Origin of the sequence: Pseudomonas sp. R1-43-08 (genome assembly GCF_003852255.1) — a bacterium.
Lineage (GTDB): Bacteria > Pseudomonadota > Gammaproteobacteria > Pseudomonadales > Pseudomonadaceae > Aquipseudomonas.
This window is the reverse complement of record NZ_CP027734.1, coordinates 3229024-3251609: the sequence shown is the minus strand read 5'-3', so window position 1 is coordinate 3251609 and position 22586 is coordinate 3229024. Positions and strand designations below refer to the sequence as shown.

26 protein-coding genes are annotated in these 22586 nt (G+C 62.1%); 10 read left to right on the top strand and 16 right to left on the bottom strand.

The features are described from left to right. Window positions 1-5: 5 nt before the first annotated feature. The 6 genes from C4J87_RS14855 to tusD form a co-directional block, all read right to left on the bottom strand. Window positions 6-1001, bottom strand: a complete 996-nt coding sequence (locus tag C4J87_RS14855) for a glutathione S-transferase family protein (RefSeq protein ID WP_124367402.1) — start codon at window positions 999-1001, stop codon at window positions 6-8. Window positions 1002-1089: 88 nt separating this feature from the next. Continuing rightward, window positions 1090-2091 (bottom strand): glycosyl transferase family protein, encoded by a 1002-nt coding sequence (locus C4J87_RS14850; protein ID WP_124367401.1) that lies wholly within the window; start codon window positions 2089-2091, stop codon window positions 1090-1092. Next, window positions 2088-2423: a TusE/DsrC/DsvC family sulfur relay protein gene (locus C4J87_RS14845; protein ID WP_124367400.1), complete on the bottom strand. Its 336-nt coding sequence runs from the start codon at window positions 2421-2423 to the stop codon at window positions 2088-2090. Before C4J87_RS14845 ends, C4J87_RS14850 begins: the two co-directional genes overlap by 4 nt. Further along, entirely contained in the window at window positions 2420-2698 is a 279-nt protein-coding gene (tusB, locus tag C4J87_RS14840) for a sulfurtransferase complex subunit TusB (protein ID WP_124363275.1), read from the bottom strand. The genes C4J87_RS14845 and tusB overlap by 4 nt, the downstream gene beginning before the upstream one ends. Continuing rightward, complete coding sequence (gene tusC / locus C4J87_RS14835) at window positions 2698-3048, bottom strand: sulfurtransferase complex subunit TusC (RefSeq protein ID WP_124367399.1); 351 nt, start codon at window positions 3046-3048, stop codon at window positions 2698-2700. The genes tusB and tusC overlap by 1 nt, the downstream gene beginning before the upstream one ends. A gap of 1 nt (window position 3049) precedes the next feature. After that, window positions 3050-3442 (bottom strand): sulfurtransferase complex subunit TusD, encoded by a 393-nt coding sequence (tusD, locus tag C4J87_RS14830; RefSeq protein ID WP_124367398.1) that lies wholly within the window; start codon window positions 3440-3442, stop codon window positions 3050-3052. Between the two features lie 159 nt (window positions 3443-3601). Between tusD and C4J87_RS14825 the strand changes: the two genes are divergently transcribed. Beyond that, complete coding sequence (locus C4J87_RS14825; RefSeq protein ID WP_124367397.1) at window positions 3602-4777, top strand: CaiB/BaiF CoA-transferase family protein; 1176 nt, start codon at window positions 3602-3604, stop codon at window positions 4775-4777. 40 nt (window positions 4778-4817) lie between these two features. Here C4J87_RS14825 and C4J87_RS14820 read toward each other — a convergent pair whose 3' ends face one another. Together C4J87_RS14820 and C4J87_RS14815 are read right to left on the bottom strand one after the other, a co-directional pair. After that, window positions 4818-5312, bottom strand: coding sequence for a SprT family zinc-dependent metalloprotease (locus C4J87_RS14820; protein WP_124367396.1), 495 nt, complete (start codon window positions 5310-5312; stop codon window positions 4818-4820). Window positions 5313-5440: 128 nt separating this feature from the next. After that, window positions 5441-6043: a Yip1 family protein gene (locus C4J87_RS14815; RefSeq protein ID WP_124367395.1), complete on the bottom strand. Its 603-nt coding sequence runs from the start codon at window positions 6041-6043 to the stop codon at window positions 5441-5443. A 294-nt stretch (window positions 6044-6337) separates the two neighbouring features. Here C4J87_RS14815 and ttcA point away from each other — a divergent pair, with 294 nt between their 5' ends. Then, window positions 6338-7162 carry a tRNA 2-thiocytidine(32) synthetase TtcA gene (gene ttcA / locus C4J87_RS14810; RefSeq protein ID WP_124363269.1) on the top strand — a complete coding sequence of 275 codons (825 nt, stop codon included), beginning with the start codon at window positions 6338-6340 and terminating at the stop codon, window positions 7160-7162. Between the two features lie 67 nt (window positions 7163-7229). After that, window positions 7230-7901, top strand: a complete 672-nt coding sequence (locus tag C4J87_RS14805) for a DNA-3-methyladenine glycosylase I (RefSeq protein ID WP_124367394.1) — start codon at window positions 7230-7232, stop codon at window positions 7899-7901. Between the two features lie 62 nt (window positions 7902-7963). Here C4J87_RS14805 and C4J87_RS14800 read toward each other — a convergent pair whose 3' ends face one another. From C4J87_RS14800 to arsC, 3 genes are read right to left on the bottom strand one after another with little or no spacing between them, the layout of a single operon-like run. Then, window positions 7964-8371 (bottom strand): DUF2069 domain-containing protein, encoded by a 408-nt coding sequence (locus tag C4J87_RS14800; protein WP_124367393.1) that lies wholly within the window; start codon window positions 8369-8371, stop codon window positions 7964-7966. Then, on the bottom strand, window positions 8355-8969 hold the full coding sequence (gene wrbA, locus C4J87_RS14795) for an NAD(P)H:quinone oxidoreductase (protein WP_124367392.1): 615 nt from the start codon (window positions 8967-8969) through the stop codon (window positions 8355-8357). Before wrbA ends, C4J87_RS14800 begins: the two co-directional genes overlap by 17 nt. Next, entirely contained in the window at window positions 8966-9319 is a 354-nt protein-coding gene (gene arsC / locus C4J87_RS14790) for an arsenate reductase (glutaredoxin) (protein WP_124367391.1), read from the bottom strand. Before arsC ends, wrbA begins: the two co-directional genes overlap by 4 nt. A 115-nt stretch (window positions 9320-9434) precedes the next feature. Between arsC and C4J87_RS14785 the strand changes: the two genes are divergently transcribed. Beyond that, window positions 9435-9896 carry a TlpA disulfide reductase family protein gene (locus tag C4J87_RS14785; RefSeq protein ID WP_124363264.1) on the top strand — a complete coding sequence of 154 codons (462 nt, stop codon included), beginning with the start codon at window positions 9435-9437 and terminating at the stop codon, window positions 9894-9896. A 527-nt stretch (window positions 9897-10423) separates the two neighbouring features. Here C4J87_RS14785 and C4J87_RS14780 read toward each other — a convergent pair. From C4J87_RS14780 to C4J87_RS14765, 4 genes are all read right to left on the bottom strand, one after another. After that, a complete protein-coding gene (locus C4J87_RS14780) occupies window positions 10424-10828 on the bottom strand; it encodes an META domain-containing protein (protein ID WP_124367390.1) in 405 nt (134 codons plus the stop codon). Then, window positions 10825-11265: a hypothetical protein gene (locus C4J87_RS14775; protein WP_124367389.1), complete on the bottom strand. Its 441-nt coding sequence runs from the start codon at window positions 11263-11265 to the stop codon at window positions 10825-10827. Before C4J87_RS14775 ends, C4J87_RS14780 begins: the two co-directional genes overlap by 4 nt. A 71-nt stretch (window positions 11266-11336) precedes the next feature. Further along, a complete protein-coding gene (locus C4J87_RS14770; RefSeq protein WP_124367388.1) occupies window positions 11337-12326 on the bottom strand; it encodes a 2-hydroxyacid dehydrogenase in 990 nt (329 codons plus the stop codon). A 160-nt stretch (window positions 12327-12486) separates the two neighbouring features. Next, window positions 12487-15240: a response regulator gene (locus C4J87_RS14765; protein WP_124367387.1), complete on the bottom strand. Its 2754-nt coding sequence runs from the start codon at window positions 15238-15240 to the stop codon at window positions 12487-12489. Between the two features lie 205 nt (window positions 15241-15445). Here C4J87_RS14765 and C4J87_RS14760 point away from each other — a divergent pair, with 205 nt between their 5' ends. Together C4J87_RS14760 and C4J87_RS14755 are read left to right on the top strand one after the other, a co-directional pair. Next, the gene (locus tag C4J87_RS14760) at window positions 15446-16174 is read left to right on the top strand and encodes a response regulator transcription factor (RefSeq protein ID WP_124367386.1); all 729 of its coding nucleotides are present in this window, start codon (window positions 15446-15448) and stop codon (window positions 16172-16174) included. Next, complete coding sequence (locus C4J87_RS14755; protein WP_124367385.1) at window positions 16161-17519, top strand: sensor histidine kinase; 1359 nt, start codon at window positions 16161-16163, stop codon at window positions 17517-17519. The genes C4J87_RS14760 and C4J87_RS14755 overlap by 14 nt, the downstream gene beginning before the upstream one ends. A gap of 3 nt (window positions 17520-17522) precedes the next feature. Here C4J87_RS14755 and C4J87_RS14750 read toward each other — a convergent pair whose 3' ends face one another. Then, a complete protein-coding gene (locus tag C4J87_RS14750; RefSeq protein WP_124363258.1) occupies window positions 17523-18038 on the bottom strand; it encodes a DUF2062 domain-containing protein in 516 nt (171 codons plus the stop codon). 135 nt (window positions 18039-18173) lie between these two features. On the opposite strand from C4J87_RS14750, the gene C4J87_RS14745 reads away from it, so the two are divergent. The 4 genes from C4J87_RS14745 (at window position 18174) to lpxK (ending at window position 22579) form a co-directional block, all read left to right on the top strand. Next, window positions 18174-20399, top strand: coding sequence for a DNA internalization-related competence protein ComEC/Rec2 (locus tag C4J87_RS14745; protein WP_124367384.1), 2226 nt, complete (start codon window positions 18174-18176; stop codon window positions 20397-20399). 109 nt (window positions 20400-20508) lie between these two features. Then, window positions 20509-21144 (top strand): MotA/TolQ/ExbB proton channel family protein, encoded by a 636-nt coding sequence (locus C4J87_RS14740; RefSeq protein WP_122676958.1) that lies wholly within the window; start codon window positions 20509-20511, stop codon window positions 21142-21144. After that, on the top strand, window positions 21141-21569 hold the full coding sequence (locus C4J87_RS14735; RefSeq protein ID WP_124367383.1) for a biopolymer transporter ExbD: 429 nt from the start codon (window positions 21141-21143) through the stop codon (window positions 21567-21569). The genes C4J87_RS14740 and C4J87_RS14735 overlap by 4 nt, the downstream gene beginning before the upstream one ends. Beyond that, window positions 21569-22579 (top strand): tetraacyldisaccharide 4'-kinase, encoded by a 1011-nt coding sequence (lpxK, locus tag C4J87_RS14730; protein WP_124367382.1) that lies wholly within the window; start codon window positions 21569-21571, stop codon window positions 22577-22579. Before C4J87_RS14735 ends, lpxK begins: the two co-directional genes overlap by 1 nt. The last annotated feature ends 7 nt before the right edge of the window (window positions 22580-22586 follow it).

Sequence of the window (22586 nt, the reverse complement as noted above, 5' to 3'; positions counted from 1 at the left end):
CCGGATCAGCTCCACACACCTTTGCCATTCAACCGCTTCCGATCATGCCCAACATCAAACCGCTGCAGCGGCCCCTTCGGCACAATCCCCGTCGGATTGATGGTGCGGTGGCTGGCGTAGTAATGCCCCTTGATGTGCTCAAAATCCACCGTCTCGGCCACCCCCGGCCACTGATACATTTCCCGCAACCAATTCGACAGATTTGAATAATCGGCAATCCGCCGCAGGTTGCATTTGAAGTGGCTGTAATACACCGCATCAAAACGAATCAGCGTGGTGAACAGCCGCACATCCGCCTCGGTCAGGTATTCGCCGGCCAGATAGCGATGCTCGCCCAGGTGCTGCTCCAAATGGTCCAGCTCGGCAAACACGTCATCGAACGCACCTTCATAGGCCTGCTGCGAGGTGGCGAACCCCGCGCGGTACACGCCGTTGTTCACGGCCGGGTAGATGCGTTCGTTCAGCGCATCGATGGTCGGGCGCAGTGCGTCGGGATAGAAATCCAGGGTATTACCGGTCAGCTCATCAAATGCGCTATTGAACATGCGGATGATTTCCGCCGACTCATTGCTGACGATGCGTTTGAGCTTTTTGTCCCATAACACCGGCACCGTGACACGCCCGGTGTAGTCAGCGGTCTCAGCGGTGTAGCGCTGGTGCATGAAGTCGAAGCCGTCGAGCGCGTCGCCGCTGGAGCCGTGGGCCTTGTCGAAGGTCCAGCCGTTTTCCAGCATCAGCCAACTGACCACCGAGACGTCGATCAGGCTTTCCAGGCCCTTGAGCTTGCGCAGGATCAAGGTGCGGTGGGCCCAGGGGCAGGCCAGAGAGACGTAGAGGTGATAGCGACCCGCCTCGGCCTTGAAGCCGCCTTCGCCACTCGGGCCGGGCTGGCCGTCGGCGGTCACCCAGTGGCGGCGTTGCGCCTGTTCACGCTGGAACGCACCGTCTGCGCTACTTTCGTACCATTGGTCTTTCCAGTGTCCTTCGATCAGCAAACCCATGACTGGCTCCTTGGCTAATAAGCGTTGGAGCCCAGTCTAAAGGGATGAGTTCGAACTAAAAGCGCAAAGACCCGAGGTGAATGATCGATTAAATCGATTTGTCGCGCGCATCCCAATACTGCTGGGCCAGTTCAAATGCCTGCTCCCGGGTGTGTCCGAGGCCGCGCAAAGCCAGGGCCATGGTCGCGATCAGTGCCAGTTGCGGGTAGCTGTCCTCGACCTCGCCACGCCACAGGGCTTTGAGATGCTCAGGCGCAAGGCTCGCGGGTTTGACGTGGCGTTGGGCGGAGAGGGCGGGCCATTCTTCGTCCCAGCTCAGGCCACCGGTGGTGCCGTACAGGTGGCTGAGGGTGTCGGGGTTGATTTCGACTTCGCCGCCATCGCCCTTGACCACAATCACGTTGTCGCCCAGCAAGCCACTGGCATCGCGGTGCACGCCCTGGTAACCCGGATGGAAGATGCTTTGCAGGCCGCAACGGGCGTTCAGCGGGTTGAGCAAGCGTGCCAGGGAATGGATCGGCGAGCGCAGGCCCAGGGTGTTGCGCAGGTCGATCATGCGCTGCAACTGAGGCGCCCAGTCGCCCAGCGGGATAAACGCCAGGTTGCCTTGTTCATACGCCGCCTCGACCTGCTGCCAATTGCGGCACAGCGGTATCTGCAAACGCTCCAGCAATTGCTCGGTGTACAGGCGGCCCGCCGTATGCGCGCCGCCGCCGTGCATGAGGATGCGCACGCCGTTTTGCGCCAGGCATTTGGCCGCCAGCAGGAACCACGGCAAATGACGCTTTTTGCCGGCGTAGGTCGGCCAGTCGATATCCACCTTCAAGGCGGGCGGGTTCAAGCGCTCGCGCACCGCTTCGGTGAAACCGGCGAGCTCTTCCGGGCTTTCTTCCTTGTGACGCAACAGCATGAGAAAGGCGCCCAGTTGGGTGTCTTCGACTTTTTCATCGAGCAGCATGCCCATGGCTTCCCGCGCTTCCTCACGGGTGAGGTTGCGCGCGCCGCGCTTGCCTTTGCCGAGGATGCGCACGAACTGCGCAAAAGGGTGCTCTTCAGGCGTTGAGAGGGTCAGTGGGGCAAAGTCGGTCATAAGCAATTCGTCGGCCTGGGCAGGCCCGCCAGCTTGGCGGCAAGTTTGGCGGGAGTGCCGTTGAACAGTTTATTGAGGTGCAGGCTGTTGCCCTTGTCCGGGCCGAGCTTCAAGGCGGCGTACTTGATCAGCGGGCGCGTGGCCGGCGACAGCTGATATTGCGCGTAAAAGCCGCGCAGCAGTTCGAGGATTTCCCAATGGTCCGGGGTCAGTTCCAGCGATTCGGCGGCGGCCAGGGCGTCGGCAATCTCGGCAGACCACGCGTCGAGGTCGACCAGGTAGCCGTCCTTGTCCAGTTCGAGGGTGCGCGTGCCTACGGTCAGCGTATTCATAACCAGGTATTAACCTTGTCATAGTCGATCGACAGCTGCACGAAGCCCGGATAATCCACGCTGTCGGCCCAGTCCGGCAACGGCAGGTTGCGCGCCTGCATGTCTTCAGCCAGCACGAACACCTTCACGCCTTTGGTGTGCAGGGCCGGGTGGCGCAGGCCGTAGGCGCCGTCGCCGCACAGCAGGATCGCATCTGCGCTGGCGCAGACGCGCAGGCAGCTGTCGAGACGGCTGTCGGTAAAGGGGGAGTGGGACACCACATGTAAAGTCGACATCAGAGGGTAATCACCTGGTCGTAAACTTCAATCAGTTGGGAAATGGCGGCAGGGGCCAACGGCTGCGCGCTGGCCGGCACACCCAGCCCGCGTTCGGCCAGGCTGTGGCTGCAGGCGAACACGTCATCGATGCCGAACAGCCCCAGGGCTTGCAGGTTGGCGCTCAAATCCTTTTGTTGCACGGCCTTGGCGTCCTGGTGCGATGCGAGCTGGAACACGCCGTCGTCCAGAAACAGCAGGCCGATCGGCAGATCGAACGCGCCACCGGCCAGCACGATATCCAGCGCTTCTCGCGCACTGGGGCCGGACCACGGTGCCTGGCGGCTGATCACCAGCAATGACTTGGCCATGTCATGAACCTCCAAAACAGATCAGGCGGTCGGCGTCCTGGATCGCGTCATGCAGTTGCCCCAGCCCCGACAGCGCCCAGGGCGCCTCCAGGTTCACCGCGCTGCGTTGATAGCGCATGGCTTCCTCGGCGTTGAGCACGCCACGACGCAGGGCTGCAGCGATGCAGACGACGCCGTCGAGCTGGTGGGCGCTGACGAACTCGCGCCATTGGCGCGCGATGTCTTGCTCATCCTGGGGCGCGACGATGTTATTGGACGCGCTGTACACGCCATCCTGATAAAAAAACAGCCGCACAATCTCATGCCCACCGGCCAGCGCCGCCTGGGCGAACAACAGGGCGCGGCGCGAGGAGGGCGCGTGGGCGGCGCTGAACACTGCAATCGCGAACTTCATGGAACACTCTGCCAATAAAACGTGGGCCAATGATAAAGCCGTGGCGACGAAAAAGCCCGCCGTGATCAAAACGGTCAGGGGGGTTGATCGTTCTGACGATTGCCGTCGACGCTCAAGGCTGACTACGCTGTGAACCGTCGAATCGAAAACGGAGTTTGTATGTCAGGCCCCTTGGCGTCCCTCAAAGTGCTGGATTTTTCCACCCTGTTGCCCGGCCCGTTCGCCTCACTGATGCTGGCGGACATGGGCGCCGAGGTGCTGCGCATCGAATCGCCGACGCGCATGGATCTGTTGCGCGTCTTGCCGCCCCATGATCAGGGCACCTCGGCGAGCCATGCCTACCTCAATCGCAACAAGCGCAGCCTGGCGCTGGACCTCAAGCGGGCCGAGGCGCTGCAGATTGTGTTCGAGCTGGTCAAGGGCACCGACATCCTCATCGAGCAATTCCGCCCCGGCGTGATGGAGCGCCTGGGCCTGGGGTATGCGGCCTTGAACGCGATCAACCCGAGGCTGATCTACGTGTCGATCACCGGCTACGGCCAGACCGGCCCTTACAGGGATCGCGCCGGCCACGATATTAACTACCTGGCCGTGGCCGGTGTGGCCAGCCACACCGGGCGGCGCGACAGCGGGCCGTTGCCGTTGGGGGTGCAATTGGCGGATATCGGCGGCGGGTCGTTGCATGCGGTGGTGGGCTTGCTCGCGGCGGTCATCTCGCGGCAGCAGAGCGGCGTCGGCCAGTACCTGGATGTGAGCATGACCGACTGCGCGTTCAGCCTGAACGCCATGGCCGGTGCGGGTTACCTGGCCTGCGGGGTGGAACCGGCGTGGGAAAACCATGTGCTCAATGGCGGCAGTTTTTACGATTATTACCGCACCCGTGATGGGCGTTGGATGTCGGTGGGCAGCCTGGAACCGGCCTTCATGCAGCAATTGTGCGAAGCACTGGGGCGACCGGAGCTGGCGCTGCACAGCCTCAAGCCTGAGCAGCAGCCGGCCCTCAAGCAGGCGCTGCAGGTGGAATTCGAAAAACGCAGCTTTGATGAAGTGTGCGCGTTGTTTGCTGGAGTGGATGCGTGCGTGGAACCGGTGTTGAACTTGAGTGAAGCGGTAGCGCATCCGCAGCTGCAGGCGCGCGGGCTGATCAGCCAGGTGCCCAGGGGCGATGGCTCGACCCAGGCGCAGATTGCCTGCCCGCTGAAGTTTTCCGAGGGGTTGCCGGCGCCACGGCATATTGGTGCCGCCGTAGGGGCGCACAGTGAGGAGGTGCTGGTGGAGTTGGGGTTCAGTGCTCAGCGGATAGGGGAATTGCGCCAGGCCAAGGTTGTGGGGTGACAGTTCTGACCCCATCGGGGGCTTGCTCCCGATGAGGCGCTCATTCCACCCGCGTTTCCCCAGTAAACACCAAGGTCTGCCGACACCGTCGACACAAATACCGCCGCCCCTGGCCTACCAGCCCATGGCGCTGCGGCGAAAACGGGAAGTCGCTGTCGGCACACGGGCACCGGTAGATATAGCGCGTCACCTGGCGCCGCTTGACTTCATAGGTGTGGCAACGGTCCGGCGGCAGTTCGTAAACTCCACGCATGATCAACTGCCATTCCTCACCATGGGGCTGGATGCGCTCGCCAAACAGTTGGTGGGCGATCAGGTGCGCCACTTCGTGGGCCACGGTTTGTTTGAGGAAATGTTGGCTGTTTTCACGGTAAAGCTGAGGGTTGAAACGCAGCAGGTTTTCGTGCAAATGCGCGACACCGGCTTTCTGGCCCCGCAGCTTGAGACTGACCTTGGGGCGTTTGAAGCTTCGTTTGAAAAAGGATTCGGCTTGCAGGAAACAATCTTCGACGCGGGTATTGAGTTGCTCGGGCATGCTGTACATATCTCCAGAGATGTCCAGTATGCCGCAAAGCAGGGTGTTTCCGAATCTGTCAGGCGCCGAATGGTCACGCATAACGCACAAAGCCACCTTGTGGTGGCTTTGCCTGCGGTAAAAAAGGCTTAACTGGTGTAGATCGGCCCAACGCCCAGGCCCCAGACGATCACGGTAAACGCCATGATCGCCACCAGCACCACCAGTCCTACAGCCAGTACCGAGCTGGAAAACAGGAAGCCTTCATCCGGGTCGATGCTCATGAAGGTCGGCAGCCCCACATACAGCAGGTATACCGTGTAGCAGATCGCCGCCGTGCCCACGACCATGCCCAGCCACATGTGCGGATAGAGCGCCGCCAGCCCGCCAATAAACAAAGGGGTTGCCGTGTAGGTGGCGAAGGCCACGCAACGCGCCATGCTGGGGTTGGCGTCGTAGGTGCGGGCCATCCAGTGAATGAACGCGCCCATCACCGCCACGCCGCCGAGCATTGCAGCGTAGGACATCAGGGTCATCCACAGCGCGCTTTCCTGGGTCAGCATGACCGGTGCGCGGCTGCCGATGACCCAGCCGACCTGGGTGGTGCCGATAAATGCAGAAACGGCGGGAATCGCCGCGAGAACCAGGGTATGGGTGAGGTACATGTGGCTGATGCTTTCTTCTTTATCGCCACGAATTTCCCGCCATTCCTGATCGGGATGGGTAAACAGCCCCACGACGTGATGGATCATGCCAGTCACTCCTGTCGTTATTACCATCGCCCCCCAGCGGAGCGCTACCGGCCAAATGGCCTGCAAGGTCCGGATAGTTGTGCGACCTCTAGTCGCAGTATAGGAAGTGATGTCCTGGAAAACTGTAGGGCCTTTAGAGTAAATCGCGCTGTAAACATAGGTGCTAATCGCGGCACGGTCTGTAGCGGGCAATGGATTCAAAGGGAGCAAGCCCCCTCCCACATTGAATCCAGTGCGCTCAGGTCGCTAAAATACCCCGCTTTTCGTCACACACTTGCAGCGGATCCAAGCGCCATGGGCACTCTTACGGTCAACCAGAACAAACTGCAAAAACGCCTGCGTCGCCTGGCCGGTGAAGCGGTCGCCGACTTCAACATGATCGAGGAGGGCGACAAGGTCATGGTCTGCCTTTCCGGCGGCAAAGACAGCTATACCCTGCTCGATGTGCTGCTGCACCTGCAGAAGGTCGCGCCGATCAAGTTCGAGATCGTCGCCGTCAACATGGACCAGAAACAGCCAGGTTTTCCCGAGCACGTGCTGCCGGCCTATCTCAAGGAACTGGGCGTCGAGTACCACATCGTCGAGAAAGACACTTATTCGGTGGTCAAGCAGTTGATCCCCGAAGGCAAGACGACCTGCTCGCTGTGCTCGCGCCTGCGGCGTGGCACGCTCTATACCTTTGCCGATGAGATCGGCGCGACCAAGATGGCCCTGGGGCATCATCGCGACGATATCGTCGAAACCTTCTTCCTCAACATGTTCTTCAACGGTTCGCTCAAGGCCATGCCCCCCAAGCTGCGCGCCGATGACGGGCGCAACGTGGTGATCCGCCCGCTGGCGTATTGCAATGAGAAGGACATCCAGGCGTATGCCGACTTCAAGCAATTTCCGATCATTCCGTGCAACCTGTGCGGCTCCCAGGAAAACCTGCAGCGCCAGGTGGTCAAGGACATGCTGCTGGAGTGGGAACGCAAGACGCCGGGCCGCACCGAGAGCATCTTCCGCAGCCTGCAGAATGTGATCCCGTCGCAATTGGCCGACCGCAACCTGTTCGACTTCACCAGCCTGAAAATCGATGAAACCGCCGCGTCGCGTTTCGTCAATGTAGTGAACCTCTAACGCTCTACAACGCTCTGAAAGACGGCGCTCACGGGCGCCGTTTTCATTTCACCTGCCAGGAGAGGGCATGCGCGATTACAAGTGGCTGCACGAATATTGTCTGAACCGTTTTGGTTCAGCGGCCCAGTTGGAAGCCCATCTGCCGGTGCCCAAGACCCCGGCGCAATTGCGCAGGATCAGCGCTGACCGCTACCTGTCGACCCTGGCGCTGCGCGTGTTCCGTGCCGGCTTGAAGCACAGCGTGGTGGACGCCAAATGGCCGGCGTTCGAACAGGTGTTCTTCGGCTTCGACCCGGAAAAAGTCGTGCTGATGGGCGCCGAGCATTTGGAACGCCTGATGCAGGACACCCGTATCATCCGTCACCTGGGCAAGCTCAAGAGCGTGCCGCGCAATGCGCAGATGATCCTGGATATCACCCAGGAGAAGGGCAGCTTCGGCGCGTTTATCGCTGAGTGGCCAGTCACCGATATCGTTGGGCTATGGAAATACCTGAGCAAGCACGGTCACCAGTTGGGCGGCCTGTCGGCACCGCGCTTTTTGCGCATGGTGGGCAAGGACACTTTTGTGCCGAGCTATGACGTGGTGGCGGCATTGAATGCGCAGAACATCGTCGACAAGGTGCCCACCAGCCTGCGCGACCTGGCGACGGTGCAGGGCGCCTTCAACCAGTGGCATGCCGAAAGTGGGCGGCCGATGTGCCAGTTGTCGATGATGCTGGCTTACACCGTCAACCATTGATCGTTCCCACGCTCTGCGTGGGAATGCTGCCCAGGACGCTCTGCGTCCCAGGCCTTGCTGTATCAGGCTGGCGCCAACCGCCGATTCAACTGGTGGCGCCAGCGCACATACAGCAACGCCGTACAAAACAGCGCCAGGCTTGCCACCATCTCAAGCACCCCGAACCCTTGGCGGTTCGGGTCATACGCTGCCAGCGCGCCCTTGATGAAATACAGGTTCACCACAAAGCACATCCACGAATGCCCGCGTGCGCTGCCCAGGATCATGCCAGGCGCCAGCACCAGCAGCGGCACCAGCTCGATTAGCAGGATCACCCACGGACGCGCCCCGTGCAGGTCGGCGACGAACAGGTAGTACACGCACAACAAGCCCACCAGGCCAAAAAAAGCCAGAAGGCTGAGTGCGCGCGCGAGCTTGACCCGCGGCTCCAGCCACGCCTGGGGCGGCAGAACCTTAGGCTGCCTGGCCACGGCCGTTCTCCAGCAGTGTGGCGGTTTTTGCCAGGCGCAGGCCCAGGGCGCGGCACAGGGTGATTTCATGCGGGTCGAGCATGCGCTTGCCATCAGGCCCGGCATGGTGGCTGGCCCCATACGGCGTACCGCCGCCCTGGGTGTCGAGCAGCGCCTGCTCGCTGTAGGGCAGGCCGGTGATCAGCATGCCGTGGTGCAACAGCGGCAGCAGCATCGACATCAGCGTGGTCTCCTGGCCGCCGTGCAGGCTGGCGGTGGAGGTGAACACGCCAGCAGGTTTGCCGACCAGGGCGCCGGTGAGCCACAGGTTGCTGGTGCCATCAAGGAAGTACTTGAGCGGTGCGGCCATGTTGCCAAAACGCGTCGGGCTGCCGAGGGCCAGGCCCGAGCAGTTTTTCAGATCATCCAGGCTGGCATACAGCGCGCCTTCGTCCGGAATACTCGGCGCCACGGCTTCGCACTCGGTGGAGATCGCCGGCACGGTGCGCAGCCGGGCTTCCATGCCGCCTTGCTCGATACCCCGGGCAATCTGCCGGGCCATTTCGCTGACCGAGCCATTGCGGCTGTAATACAACACCAGCACATAGGGGGTAGTCACGGCAGCAGCTCCAGTACGTTTTCCGGCGGACGGCCAATGATGGCTTTATCGGCGGTTTCCAGGATGGGACGCTCCATCAGCTTGGGGTGTTCGGCGATGGCGCCGATCAACTGCGCTTCGCTGAGGCTGGCGTCGGCCAGGTTGAGGCTTTTGTATTCCTCTTCGCCGCTGCGCAACAATTGGCGGGCGCTTAGGCCAAGTTTGATCAGCAGCGCCTGTATTTGCGCCGCGTTCAGTGGGGTTACCAGGTAGCGCACCACGGTAGGCGTGAGGCCGCGGGCTTCCAGCAGTTCCAGCGCACCGCGGGATTTCGAGCAGCGCGGGTTGTGATAAAGCGTCAGATCGGTCATGTGCGGGTCGCATCTTGCGTAAGGTGGCGGGTATTCTACCTGCGCTGCGGGCCGTCCTTAAACCGTAAGAGGCGATAGGCCGCAGCCAACGTTCATTTTTACGAAGGATTACCCCATGACAAGGCGACTGATCGGTGCATTGGCGATCATCACAACCCTGCTGCTCAGTGGCTGCGGTAACGATTACGGCGTTGACCAGTATGGCCAGAAAATACCGGCCGAACGCCTGGACAAGCAGTGGCTGGTGGTCAATTACTGGGCTGAATGGTGTGGCCCGTGTCGCACGGAAATCCCCGAGCTCAACGCCTTGGCCGAGCAACTCAAAGCGCAGAACGTGGGCGTGTTCGGGGTCAATTTCGACAATGTGCAGGGTGAGGAGCTCAAAGCCGCCAGCGACAAGCTGGGCATCAAGTTCACCGTGCTGGCGCAGAACCCGGAAGGGATCTTCGATATTCCACGCAGCGAGGCGCTGCCGGTGACCTATATCATCGATGACAAAGGCAAGGTGCGCGAACAACTGATGGGTGAGCAGACGGCGCAAGGGGTGTTGGCCAAGCTCAAGGCCCTGCGCGGTTAAAGCAACAACGCAAACAAATGTGGGAGGGGGCTTGCCCCCGATTGCGGTGGGTCAGCTTGATAATTGCTAGCTGATACACCGCTATCGGGGCATAGGTATCTACACAACTTTGTAGCAGCATAAGTAACCACGATGCGAAGCGAGCCGCTCTTGATCTTGCTCTTGATCTAGGCGCCCCGTTAAACCACGCTGGCCGTAATCCGATAGTGATTTGGGGGGTAAACCGGCAGGGATGCCGGTTTAGCCGCCCCGCGCCATGGATGGCGCGTGGCGGCGGCCCCCCAAATCACTGTCGGATTACGGGCACACCGAGCCTAAGCGAGGTGCCGAGTGGTGGGGCAAGAGCGTTTTGCTTACTTTTGCGCTTTTCAAAAGTGAGACGCCGTAAGGGCGGAACCCATAGCAGCCGTTACCGCAGCAACGGATATGTACTCGCTCTGATCCAGCATCCTGGTCGGCTGTCAGGCCGCCATCGGGAGCAAGCCCCCTCCCACATTTTGATCCCACCAGATCAAAGATCGGTGCCGTCAGCCTTCTTCCAGCCACAAGCGGATCGGCTTGCCTTCGGCCGGCCAGAAGCGGGTCTGTTCGATCGGCGAGATGTCCCAGCGCTGTACGCCCTGCAGGGCCTGGAAGAAGCGGTGCTCCTGTTCCATCAACGCCTCGGCGCACATTTTGCGGGTGCTGCCGATCGGGCCGAAGCTGAGCTTGTCGCCTTCGAGGGTGTACGGCGCAAACCAGTGGTTGCAGCCGCCATTGCCATAGGCGCGCCCATCGGCACCGAGGGTGACGGTCAGGTGCGCGTAGTCCATCAAGGGCCGCTCACCTATCCACTCCACCACATAGCTGTGATCCTGCTTGAGCTTGGCCGCATCGCCGGCGCAGCCACTCAGGGCCGCGCCCACGGCGGCGAGCAGCAGCAGGCCCTTCATTGTGCGGCCCGCTGGCATTTCGGGCAGCGGTGGTGGTCGCCTTCGCTGGCCCAGCCGAGTTCTTTGATACGTGCGTTGGCGGCCGGCTGCAGCGGTTCTTTGGTCAGCTTGGTTTCCACCGCGAATTCAAACTCCAGCACGCTGTCGCAGCTGTCGCAATTGACCTTCCAGGTGTGAATCTCCAGCTCGCCGAATTTCGGCCCCAGGGCCATGGCGACCCATTGGCCTGCCGGGCGGATGGAGTAGCGCGCGTCACCTTCCACGGTCAGGCGCATCGACAGGGTTTTGCTGCCGCGCAGGGTGACGATCAGCACGTCGCCATGCTTGATCGAACCACCGTTGCCGGTGACTTGATAACGGCCCGGCACCAGGGCGCGGCATTCGATCAGGGTGTGTTGCGGGCTCAGCAAGCTGAAGCGGAAATCGTGTTCGGCCATGGATCCTCCAAATAGGCGCGGCATCCTATCACGGGTGCCGGCTCATCATGAGCCCGGTATGTGACCGCTGATCATCCCTCGACGAGGTTCTGCGCGCGGCCATCGGCCCACGCCGCAATATTGGCCAGCGTCGTGCCGGCAATCGCCGCCAGCGCCTCGCGGGTCAGGAAGGCCTGGTGGGCGGTGATGATCACATTGGGAAAGGTCAGCAGGCGGGCGAGCACGTCGTCTTGCAGGGGCAGGTCCGAGCGGTCCTCGAAAAACAGCTGCGCCTCTTCCTCATAGACATCCAGCCCCAGGTAACCGAGTTGGCCGTTCTTGAGCGCCTCGACCAGTGCCGGCGTGTCGACCAGGCCGCCGCGACCGGTATTGATCAGCATGGCACCCGGTTGCATGTGTGCCAGGGCGCGGGTGTCGATCAGGTGTTTACTCTCGGCGGTCAGCGGGCAATGCAGGCTGATGATCTGCGCCTCGGCGAGCAATTCGGGCAGGCTCACGTAGCGCGCGCCCATGGCTTGCACCTGAGGGTTGGGGAAGGGGTCGTAGGCCAGCAACTGGCAGCCAAAACCGGCCATGATCCTGGCGAAGGTGGCGCCGATCTGCCCGGTGCCGACCACGCCGACGGTTTTGCCGACCAGATCGAAACCGGTGAGCCCGTGCAAGCTGAAATCGCCATCGCGGGTGCGGTTGTAGGCGCGGTGCAGGCGCCGGTTCAGGGCGAGAATCAGGGCCACGGCATGCTCGGCCACGGCGTGGGGCGAGTAGGCCGGTACGCGCACCACGCTCAGGCCCAGGCGCTTGGCGGCGCGCAGGTCGACATGGTTGTAGCCGGCCGAGCGCAACGCAATCAGGCGCGTACCGCCACTGGCTAGTTGCTCGAGCACCGGGGCGCTGAGGTCATCGTTGATAAACGCGCAGACCACCTCGTGCCGTTCGGCCAGGGCGACGGTGTCGAGGTTGAGACGGGCGGGTTGGAATTGCAGCTCGATGCCCTGAGGGCGCGGCTCACCGAGAAAACTCTCGCGGTCGTAGGCCTGGCTGCTGAAAAGAATCACGCGCATTAAAAGGCTCCCTGCAATTTACGAATTGAAATGCGAGCTGAATGTGGGAGGGGGCTTGCCCCCGATAGCGGTGTATCAGTGACAGATATTTCGACTGACACATCGCCATCGGGAGCAAGCCCCCTCCCACATTTTGATTGGCGTCGTCCATAAAATCGGGTTAGGCGCTAACCCTGGCTTCACTGGCCAGCCGCGCAATCGCCATGTCCAGTTCATCCAGCGCGGCCATGGCCTTGGCGTCGTCCTGCTTGAGCAGGGTTTCGGCGCGTTGGCAGGCCGCGCGCAATTGCGGCACGCCGCAGTAGCGGGTGGCGCCATGCAGGCGGTGGACGCGCTCGATCAGGGCGTGGTTGTCATTGGCTTCGCGGGCGACCGTGATCGCCAGGCGATCGGCTTCCAGGGAGGCCAGCAGCATGGCGAGCATGTCGGCCGCCAGGTCTGCCTTGTTGGCGGCCAGGCGCAAGCCTTCCTCATGGTCCAGCACCAGCAGTTGCACGCCTGGCCCAAGGCCTTCGGGGAGGCGCTCGGGCCCCTGGTTGCGCAGGGCCAGGCCGGTCCATTTCAGCACCACCTGGGCCAGCTGCCGCTCGCTGATGGGTTTGGTCAGGTAATCGTCCATGCCGCTTTGCAGAAGGGCACGTTTTTCGTTGGCCATGGCATGGGCGGTGAGGGCGACCACCGGCAGCGGCGTGCCATGGCGTTCGCTCTCCCATTGGCGAATCGCTTCGGTACTCTGGCGCCCGTCCATGCCGGGCATCTGCACGTCCATCAGCACCAGGTCGAACGTTTCCTGCTTCACGGCGTCAATGGCCGCAAAGCCGCTTTCCACGGCATGGACCTTGGCGCCCATGTCTTCGAGCAGGGTTTGCACCAGCAACAGGTTCGCCGGGTTATCGTCCACGCACAGCACCCGCGGCGCACGGCTGGACAACGGCTCACCCGGCTCGCTGCGCGAGGGGCGCGGGCTGATCAGGTCGGCCAGGGAGCGGCGCAGCTTGCGCGTACAGGCTGGCTTGGCCTGCAACTGGCTGTTGGGGTTGGGCACCGACTGGTTGAACAACATTTGTTCGGTGGTCGGGCACAGCACCAGCACCTTGCAGCCCAGGTGTTCGAGGTCCCACAAGTGCTGGTTGAGGCGCTCGGGCGGGATGTCATTGGCGGTGACGCCGAGCACTGCCAAGTTGATCGCCTGTTCGGTCTGATGGGCGCTGGTAATGCCATTGGTCAGGCTTTCCAGGGTATTGAACAGCGTGACTTCCAGGCCGCAGTCTTCCAACTGGTGTTGCAAGGCCTGGCGCGCCAGCTCGTGGTTCTCCAACACGGCCACGCGGCGACCGAGCAGCGGCGCGCTGGGCAGGTCTTCGATGTCGTCGCGGGTCTTGGGCAGGTTCAGGCTGATCCAGAACTCCGAGCCTTCGCCCGGTGTGCTGTCGACGCCGATTTCGCCGCCCATCTGTTCGATCAGGCGCTTGGAAATCACCAGGCCCAAGCCGGTGCCTCCTGGCTGGCGCGACAGCGAATTGTCCGCCTGGCTGAAGGCCTGGAACAGTGCGCGCACATCCTGGTTGGACAGGCCGATGCCGGTGTCCTGCACGCTGATGCGCAGTTGTACGCTGTCTTCCTGCTCATCCTCGATCATCGCACGGGCCACGATAGTGCCTTCGCGGGTAAACTTGATCGCGTTGCTGATCAGGTTGGTCAGGATCTGCTTGAGGCGCAGTGGGTCGCCCACCAGCGCCAGCGGCGTGTCGCGGTAGACCAGGCTGACCAGTTCGAGCTGTTTGGCGTGGGCGGCCGGGGCGAGGATGGTCAGGGTGTCCTGCAGCAGGTCGCGCAGGTTGAAGGGCACGCTGTCGAGCACCAGCTTGCCGGCCTCGATCTTGGAGAAGTCGAGGATCTCGTTGATGATGCCCAACAGGTTGTCGGCGGATTTTTCGATAGTGCCCAGGTAATCCAGCTGACGTGGCGACAGCTCGCTTTTTTGCAGCAGGTGGGTGAACCCGAGGATGCCGTTGAGCGGCGTGCGGATTTCATGGCTCATATTGGCCAGGAACTCCGATTTGATCCGGCTGGCTTCCAGGGCTTCTTTGCGGGCCAGGTCCAGCTCGATGTTCTGGATCTCGATGGTTTCCAGGTTCTGGCGCACGTCTTCGGTGGCCTGGTCGATGCTGTGTTGCAGTTCTTCCTGGGCGTTTTGCAGGGTTTCGGCCATGCGGTTGATGCCCGACGCCAACTGATCCAGCTCCTGGCTGCCCAGGGGCGGCAGGCGGGTTTCCAGGTTGCCGTCTTTAAGCTGGGCCACGGCTTGCTTGATCAGGCCGATCGGCGAATTGATGGTGCGGCTGATGCGCAGGGCCAGTGCCGCGGTGCAGATCAAGCCGATGGCGATCAGCAGCAGGCTGGCGAACAGGCTGCGATAACCGCGCAGCAACATGCCGTTGTGGGACAGTTCCACCTCGACCCAGCCCAACAGGCGGTCGGACTCATCCGGAATCAGCTCTCCGGCGAGGTTGCGATGACGGCCAAACACTGGCATCAGGTAACGGGTGGCATCGTTGCCGGTACGCTGCAGCAGGTGCGAACTGTTGCCGGTGGGCGGTGGATTGAGCATGGTCGGGCCGGCATGGGCCAGGGAGGAGCGGTCCGGCGCCAGGAACGACACCGCGCGCACGTCCGGTTGTTCGAGGGATTGGGTCGCGATGCGTTCCAGCAGGTCGGTGTTCTTGCTGCTCAGGGCGGGCGCGACCAGCGGCGCCAACTGCTCGGCGATCATTTCACCGCGTTGCAACAGTTGAGTCTGCAGCTCGGAGAGCTGCATCCAGGTGAAATAGCCCCCCAACAGCAGCGCCATCAAGCTGGTCGGCAATAACGTCAGCAACAGTACGCGGCCTTTTATCCCCATTCTTCTCAGCACGCCACTCTCCTGCTACCACATTGATATCAATCTTCCACACGGGCGTCCGGCCCGCGCTACCTGCGCAGTGTAGCCATTTGCGGCGCCAGGAATCTCGTAAATTAATGACACACGGCAATCTTCGGGCCATTCGGTAGCGGCCTGCGATTGCCTGTAACACTTTAATCTTGAATAATCAGTCATTGAGAATGACTTGCAGACGCTAATGAATCCCGCAACCGTTGGCCTACCCAGTATCCTGACCATCGAGGATGACCCCGTGTTGGGCGCCTACGTCCATGAACATCTGGGCCGCTGTGGCTTCGAGGTCACCTGGTGCCGCAATGGCCAGCAAGGCTTGCAGCTGGCCCGCGACCAAGCGTTCGACCTGGTGCTGATGGACGTTCTGCTGCCAGGGCTGGACGGGCTGTCAGTCCTTACGCATCTGCGCCAGAGTCATGCCATACCGGTGATCCTGATGTCGGCCCTGGGCGCCGAAGCCGACCGTGTCAGCGGCTTTCGCCTGGGCGCCGACGATTACCTGCCCAAGCCGTTCAGCATGATCGAGCTGCGGGTGCGCATCGAAGCCATCCTGCGCCGGGTGGCCCTGGACCGTCGCCCGCCGCCGGGCCTTGCGCCCCTGCGCGATGATGCGCAGGTCCTGCGGTTTGACGAGGGGCTGTGCGATGTCGTCTACCACACGCACTGGGCCGGCCTGACACGCAGTGAGTACCGCCTGCTGGAAACCTTGCACCGCAACGCCGAAGAGGTACTCAGCAAAGCCTTCCTTTATCAGCACGTGCTGCAGCGCGGTTATGCCCCACACGATCGCAGTCTCGACATGCATGTGAGCCAGATTCGCCGCAAGCTCAAAGCGATCGGCTACACCGAGCGCGAAGTGCGCACGGTGTGGGGCAAAGGCTATGTGTTGAGCGGTCACGATGAAGGGCTTTGAGCGGTTGCCGGGCAGGCATTCGTTGTTCTGGAAGCTGGCGTGCCTGCTGATCGCGTTTTGTTTGCTGATGATCTGGCTCAGTTGGTCCTGGGGCCGTTACATGGAGCAGCAAAGTGCCTATCTCACTGACGAAGCCCGCGACACGCTTCGCGGCTATGCGGCGGGCGCCGAGTTGGCGTGGAGTACCCAGGGCAGTGCCGGTGTGGATGCGTGGTTGCAGCATATGGGCGAGCGTGAAACCACTTGGCTGGGCGTCATCGGCAATGACTTGCAATCCCTTGGCAGCGCACCGTTGAGCGACAAGCAAAGCCAGCGCCTGACCTTCTTGCGCGGACTGGACTGGCCGGTGAGCCGGCATGCCAAAGGCCTGCCCTGGTTGAAAATCGCCTTTCCGGTCGACCCCGATGCGGGGTCACTGGTGATCGAGTTGCCCAAGCGCTTTATGCCGGGGCGTTATCAACTGTTCTGGCGGGTCATCACCAACGGCCTGATTCCCGGGTTGTTTACCTTATTGCTATGTATCGGCCTGTATCGATTGCTGATCATGCCCCTCAATCAATTGCGTGCGCAGGCCAATGCCTGGCGTGCGGACCAATTGACGGCGCGAATGTCCCGTGACGCGACCAGCCGCCAGGACGAGTTGGGTGAATTGGGACGCGCCTTTGACCAGATGTCCGAACGCTTGCAGGGCACGGTGCAGTTGCAGCAACAGCTGCTGCGCGACATGTCCCATGAGTTGCGCACGCCCCTGAGCCGCTTGCGTGTGGCCTGCGACAGCGAACAGGACCTGGCGCGGTTGCGTGAACGCCTGAGCCGGGAAATCGACGCCATGCAGCGCCTGGTGGAAGACAGCCTGCAACTGGCCTGGCTCGACAGCGACCGGGCGCCACTGCCCCAGGAGGACATCCAGCTGCCGGCGCTGTGGGACATGCTGCGAGAAAACGCTTGTTTCGAAAGCGATTGGCCGGCATCGCGCTTGCCATGCCTGTTGCCAGCTGAGTGCTGGGTGCGAGGCAATCTCAATGCACTGGCCCAGGCTCTGGAAAACATCCTGCGTAACGCAATACGCCACTCACCAGGCCAAGGCCGGGTGACATTGGACGGCGCACGCGAAGGCGAGCACTGGCATGTGTGGCTGGAGGATCAGGGGGGCGGCATCGATGAGGCCGACCTGGAGCGTATCTTCGCGCCCTTTATCCGGTTGGACGGTTCCCGGCCCGGTGACGGCGGCTTCGGCCTGGGCTTGAGCATTGCGCGCAACGCGGTGCAGCGCCAGGGCGGGCGTATCTGGGCGGAAAATACCGGGCAGGGCCTGCGTGTACACCTGCGCCTGCCTGCCCGTTAGCCATCAGCGGCGGCGCAGTTTGCGTTTCTTCCACTGGTGCGCGACCCACCAGCGCCAATAGCCCATGGTCAGGCAATAGGCCAATGCGCCCAACACCAATCCGGATACCACCGAGCCCAACAGGAAAGGTTGCCACATCGTGCTCAATTCGCCGCTGATCCATTCCCAGGTGAGGTTATCGGGGAGGCTGCGTGGCGGCACATTCATCAACCAGGCACCGGTCATATAGGTGCAAACAAACACCACCGGCATCGTGATCGGGTTGGTCAGCCACACCAGGCTGACGGCAATCGGCATATTGCCGCGCACCACGATCGCCAGGATCGCGGCCAGCAGCATTTGCAAGGGAATGGGGATAAACGCGGCAAACAGACCCACGGCCATGGCACGGGCCACCGAGTGCCGGTTGAGGTGCCAGAGGTTCGGGTCATGCAGCAGGGTGCCAAGAAACTGTAATGACTTGTGTTCCCTGATACTGCTGGGGTCGGGCATGTACCGTTTGAATAAGCGCCGGGGCATAAGGGGTCCAGGTCAGTTCGAGGGGCAAGTATGCGCGTATTCTATAAACAGAAAATTCAGACTTTGTGACAAAACATCAAAGGCGCCCCTGGGAACCCCGGCTAAGAATGAGTGGATCATTATAAGGAATGATTCATGAGGACAGGGATGTTCGCGCTTGCGCTGGGGTTGCTGACCCTGCGTTTTCTACCGGCGTTGCCGCCGACCGGATGGCTGTTGGCCATGCTGGTGCTGGCATTGATGTTAGTGCCGTTTCGTACCTATCCGCTGGCGTTTTTCCTGATGGGCTTGAGCTGGGCGTGCATCAGCGCGCAGTGGGCACTGGATGATCGATTGCGACCAGCACTGGACGGCGAAACACGATGGGTGGAAGGGCGCGTCGTCGGCTTGCCTCAGCAGACCGACACCGGCGTGCGTTTTGACCTGGCCGACAGCCGGTCGCGCAAAGCCCGGCTACCCAAGCGCATCCGGGTGTCCTGGCACGGCGGGCCGCCGGTGCGCAGTGGAGAACGCTGGCGCCTGGCTGTCACCCTCAAGCGGCCGTCCGGCCTGCTCAATTTTCACGGTTTCGACCACGAGGCCTGGCTGCTGGCGCAACGCATCGGCGCCACGGGCTCGGTGAAAGACGGTGAGCGCCTCGCGCCAGCCCGCAATGCCCTGCGCGACAGCCTGCGCCAGCGCCTGATGGCTGCGGATGCGCAAACCCATGAAGCCGCCGTGGCGGCGTTGGTGCTGGGTGACGGTTCCGGGCTGCGCACGGAGCAATGGCAGGTGTTGCAAGACACCGGCACCGTGCACCTGTTGGTCATTTCCGGCCAACACATTGGTTTGCTGGCCGGGCTGATCTACGCACTGGTGGCCGGGATGGCGCGTTACGGTTGCTGGCCACGCAACCTGCCATGGCTGCCGTGGGCCTGCGGCCTGGCCTTTATGGCAGCGCTGGGTTATGGACTGCTGGCGGGTTTCGGCGTGCCGGTGCAGCGGGCCTGCGTGATGGTGGGCCTGGTATTGCTATGGCGGCTGCGCTTTCGGCATTTGGGCGCGTGGTGGCCGTTGCTGCTGGCCTTCAACGCTGTGCTGCTGCTTGAGCCCCTGGCCAGCTTGCAACCGGGGTTCTGGTTGTCCTTTGCGGCGGTTGCGATCCTGGTGCTGACGTTCGGCGGGCGGCTCGGGCCCTGGAGTGTCTGGCAGGCCTGGACGCGTCCTCAGTGGCTGATTGCCATCGGTTTGTTTCCAGTCCTGCTGGTGCTGGGTTTACCCATCAGCCTCACTGCGCCTGTGGCCAATTTATTCGCCGTGCCGTGGATCAGTCTGGTGGTGTTGCCTTTGGCGTTGCTGGGCACGGCGCTGCTGTGGCTGCCGTTGGCCGGTGACGGTTTGCTCTGGTTGGCCGGCGGAGCGCTGGAGGGATGGTTCAAGGGGCTGACCCTGCTGGCGGGGCAGTTGCCGGCCTGGACGCCGGCTGAGGTGCCGCTGGTTTATTGGCTGGTCAGCCTGGCGGGCGCGGTGTTATTGCTGTTGCCCAAGGGCGTGCCATTTCGGTTGCTGGGCTGGCCCATGCTGCTGTTGGCGGTGTTTCCACCCAAGGAATCGGTACCCCATGGGCAGGTAACGGTGGTGCAGCTGGATGTCGGCCAGGGGCAGGCATTGATCTTGCGCACCCGCAACCACGCCTTGCTTTACGACGCGGGGCCGCGTGCGGGGGCGGTCGACCTGGGCGCGCGCGTGGTTCTGCCGTCGTTGAAAAAGTTCGGAGTAGAGCGGTTGGACATGCTGCTACTGAGCCATGCCGACGCCGATCACGCCGGTGGTGCTGCAGCTATCGCCCGTGGGCTGCCCATCCGGCGCGTGGTTGGCGGTGAAACCGAAGGGTTGCCGGCGTTTCTGGGGACCGAGCCTTGTATCAGTGGCGAACGATGGGAGTGGGATGGTGTGTCGTTCGTGTTATGGCAGTGGTCCGGCGCCATCAGTGGCAACGCCAAATCCTGTGTATTGCAGGTGCAGGCCAGCGGTGAGCGGCTGCTGCTCACCGGGGATATCGACCGTGCGGCGGAGCGCGCACTGCTTGACACACCATTGGCGGTGCCCACCGATTGGTTGCAAGCGCCCCATCATGGTAGCCGCAGCTCGTCATCCAAGCCCTTTGTGCAACGGCTTGCGCCTGGATCAGTGCTGATCTCCAGAGGCCGTGGCAATGCCTTTGGTCATCCTCATTCGCAAGTGGTAGAACGCTATCGGGCCCTGGGCAGCCGGCTATACGACAGCGCCGAACAAGGTGCCGTGCGTCTTCAGTTGGGCGCGTTCCAACCCGCTGTTGTTGCGCGCAGTCAACGCCGGTTCTGGCGCGAACCGTTACCGTAATCCGGCGTTACCAAACACCGCGGGCTGCGACAGTCCGGTCCGCGGTCGACGAACCCCGCCGCTGAACCTATATGATAAAGTGGCGCACTTTTTCGAGGGGGCATTCACTGTGTGGGAATTGGTCAAATCCGGCGGCTGGATGATGTTGCCGATCATCATGAGTTCCATTGCCGCACTCGGCATCGTCGCCGAACGCCTGTGGACCCTGCGCGCCAGTCGCGTTACCCCCGAGCACCTGCTGGGGCAAGTCTGGGGCTGGATCAAGAACAAGCAGCTCGACAAGCAGAAGCTCAAGGAACTGCGCGCCAATTCGCCACTGGGTGAAATCCTCGCCGCCGGCCTGGCCAACTCCAAGCATGGTCGCGAGATCATGAAAGAGTGCATCGAGGAAGCCGCAGCGCGGGTGATCCATGAGCTGGAGCGCTACATCAACGCCCTCGGCACCATCGCCGCCATGGCGCCGCTGCTCGGTTTGCTGGGCACGGTGCTGGGCATGATCGACATTTTCAGCTCGTTCATGGGCTCGGGCATGACCACCAACGCCGCGGTGCTGGCCGGTGGTATTTCCAAAGCGCTGATCACCACGGCTGCGGGCCTGATGGTGGGGATCCCGTCGGTGTTCTTCCATCGCTTTTTGCAACGGCGCATCGATGAACTGGTGGTCGGCATGGAACAGGAAGCCATCAAGCTGGTGGAGGTGGTGCAGGGCGACCGTGATGTGGACCTGGTCGAGGGCAAAGCGTGAAATTTCGCCGCAAGCAACGGGAAAATGTCGATATCAACCTCGCGTCGCTGATTGACGTGGTGTTTATCCTGCTGCTGTTCTTCGTCGTTACCACCACGTTCACCCGGGAAACCCAGCTGCGCGTCGACTTGCCCGAAGCCGTGAGCGGCTCCCCAGCAGAAGACCAGCAGGTCAAGCAGCTGGACATTGCCATCAGCGCCGATGGCGTGTTTTCGGTAAATAACCAGTTGCTGGAGAAAAACGACCTGGCCAGCTTGATGGAGGCCTTGCAGAAGGAGTCCGGGGGCGACACCAACATGCCACTGTCGATCAGCGCCGACGGCAAAACCCAGCACCAGGCAGTGATTACCGCGATGGACGCTGCCGGCAAGCTCGGTTTCAGTCATCTGCGCATGACCACCGTCGAGGCGGCGAGCCCACCCTGATGGCCATGTCCGATCGTTTGCTCAAGGCCTGGTACGACGGGCATCCGGCCCTCGTGCTGTTAAAGCCGCTGGAGTGCTTGTATCGTCGGGTGGTGCAGCGCAAGCGCGCGCGCTTCCTGGCGGGTGAGGGCGCTGTCTACCAGTCACCGGTGCCCGTTGTGGTCGTGGGTAATATCACCGTAGGCGGGACTGGCAAGACGCCGCTGATCCTGTGGATGATCGAGCACTGTCGGCGCAGTGGGTTGCGCGTAGGCGTGGTCAGCCGTGGGTATGGCGCCAAGCCGCCACAGTTGCCGTGGCGGGTCGAGGCCAACCACAGTGCCGAAGTGGCCGGCGACGAACCGTTGCTGATCGTGCAGCGCTGCGGTGTACCGTTGATGATCGACCCGGATCGCAGTCGTGCGGTGCAAGCGCTGCTGGCCAGCGAAACCCTGGACCTGATTCTTTCCGACGACGGCCTGCAGCACTATCGTCTGGCCCGTGATCTGGAGCTGGTATTGATCGATGCCGCCCGTGGCCTGGGCAATCGCCGCTGCCTGCCGGCCGGGCCATTGCGCGAGCCGGTTGAGCGCCTGCAGAGCGTTGATGCGCTGCTCTATAACGGTGCGGCCTCGGACCGGGAAGACGGCTTTGCCTTCCGCCTGCAGCCCTCGGCACTGGTCAACCTGCACAGCGGCGAGCGGCAGCCGGTCAGCTACTTTCCAGTAGGCCAACCGGTACACGCGGTTGCCGGTATCGGCAATCCGCAACGTTTCTTCAATACCCTTGAAACGCTACACTGGCAGCCGATCCCCCATGCGTTTGCCGACCACGCGCCCTACAGCGCCGAGGTGCTGGATTTCACGCCGTCATTGCCGCTGGTCATGACCGAAAAAGACGCGGTGAAGTGCCGCGCCTTCGCCCGGCCCGACTGGTGGTACCTTGCGGTGGATGCGCTGCCGTCGCCAGCGTTTGTCGCCTGGTTCGACACGCAGTTGATGCGCTTGCTGCCCAACCGTCTTTTGCCTTAAACCGCTT

What these genes read in the sequence shown, in the direction of transcription:
- C4J87_RS14780 (WP_124367390.1), bottom strand. Translation starts at nt 10,828, where the DNA reads ATGAAGGGCCTGCTGCTGCTCGCCGCCGTGGGCGCGGCCCTGAGTGGC.
- C4J87_RS14775 (WP_124367389.1), bottom strand. Translation starts at nt 11,265, where the DNA reads ATGGCCGAACACGATTTCCGCTTCAGCTTGCTGAGCCCGCAACACACC.
- lpxK (WP_124367382.1), top strand. Translation starts at nt 21,569, where the DNA reads ATGGCCATGTCCGATCGTTTGCTCAAGGCCTGGTACGACGGGCATCCG.
- C4J87_RS14850 (WP_124367401.1), bottom strand. Translation starts at nt 2,091, where the DNA reads ATGACCGACTTTGCCCCACTGACCCTCTCAACGCCTGAAGAGCACCCT.
- tusC (WP_124367399.1), bottom strand. Translation starts at nt 3,048, where the DNA reads ATGGCCAAGTCATTGCTGGTGATCAGCCGCCAGGCACCGTGGTCCGGC.
- tusD (WP_124367398.1), bottom strand. Translation starts at nt 3,442, where the DNA reads ATGAAGTTCGCGATTGCAGTGTTCAGCGCCGCCCACGCGCCCTCCTCG.
- ttcA (WP_124363269.1), top strand. Translation starts at nt 6,338, where the DNA reads ATGGGCACTCTTACGGTCAACCAGAACAAACTGCAAAAACGCCTGCGT.
- C4J87_RS14825 (WP_124367397.1), top strand. Translation starts at nt 3,602, where the DNA reads ATGTCAGGCCCCTTGGCGTCCCTCAAAGTGCTGGATTTTTCCACCCTG.
- tusB (WP_124363275.1), bottom strand. Translation starts at nt 2,698, where the DNA reads ATGTCGACTTTACATGTGGTGTCCCACTCCCCCTTTACCGACAGCCGT.
- C4J87_RS14760 (WP_124367386.1), top strand. Translation starts at nt 15,446, where the DNA reads ATGAATCCCGCAACCGTTGGCCTACCCAGTATCCTGACCATCGAGGAT.
- C4J87_RS14745 (WP_124367384.1), top strand. Translation starts at nt 18,174, where the DNA reads ATGAGGACAGGGATGTTCGCGCTTGCGCTGGGGTTGCTGACCCTGCGT.
- C4J87_RS14770 (WP_124367388.1), bottom strand. Translation starts at nt 12,326, where the DNA reads ATGCGCGTGATTCTTTTCAGCAGCCAGGCCTACGACCGCGAGAGTTTT.
- C4J87_RS14845 (WP_124367400.1), bottom strand. Translation starts at nt 2,423, where the DNA reads ATGAATACGCTGACCGTAGGCACGCGCACCCTCGAACTGGACAAGGAC.
- arsC (WP_124367391.1), bottom strand. Translation starts at nt 9,319, where the DNA reads ATGACCGATCTGACGCTTTATCACAACCCGCGCTGCTCGAAATCCCGC.
- C4J87_RS14805 (WP_124367394.1), top strand. Translation starts at nt 7,230, where the DNA reads ATGCGCGATTACAAGTGGCTGCACGAATATTGTCTGAACCGTTTTGGT.
- C4J87_RS14820 (WP_124367396.1), bottom strand. Translation starts at nt 5,312, where the DNA reads ATGCCCGAGCAACTCAATACCCGCGTCGAAGATTGTTTCCTGCAAGCC.
- C4J87_RS14750 (WP_124363258.1), bottom strand. Translation starts at nt 18,038, where the DNA reads ATGCCCCGGCGCTTATTCAAACGGTACATGCCCGACCCCAGCAGTATC.
- C4J87_RS14785 (WP_124363264.1), top strand. Translation starts at nt 9,435, where the DNA reads ATGACAAGGCGACTGATCGGTGCATTGGCGATCATCACAACCCTGCTG.
- C4J87_RS14815 (WP_124367395.1), bottom strand. Translation starts at nt 6,043, where the DNA reads ATGATCCATCACGTCGTGGGGCTGTTTACCCATCCCGATCAGGAATGG.
- C4J87_RS14755 (WP_124367385.1), top strand. Translation starts at nt 16,161, where the DNA reads ATGAAGGGCTTTGAGCGGTTGCCGGGCAGGCATTCGTTGTTCTGGAAG.
- C4J87_RS14855 (WP_124367402.1), bottom strand. Translation starts at nt 1,001, where the DNA reads ATGGGTTTGCTGATCGAAGGACACTGGAAAGACCAATGGTACGAAAGT.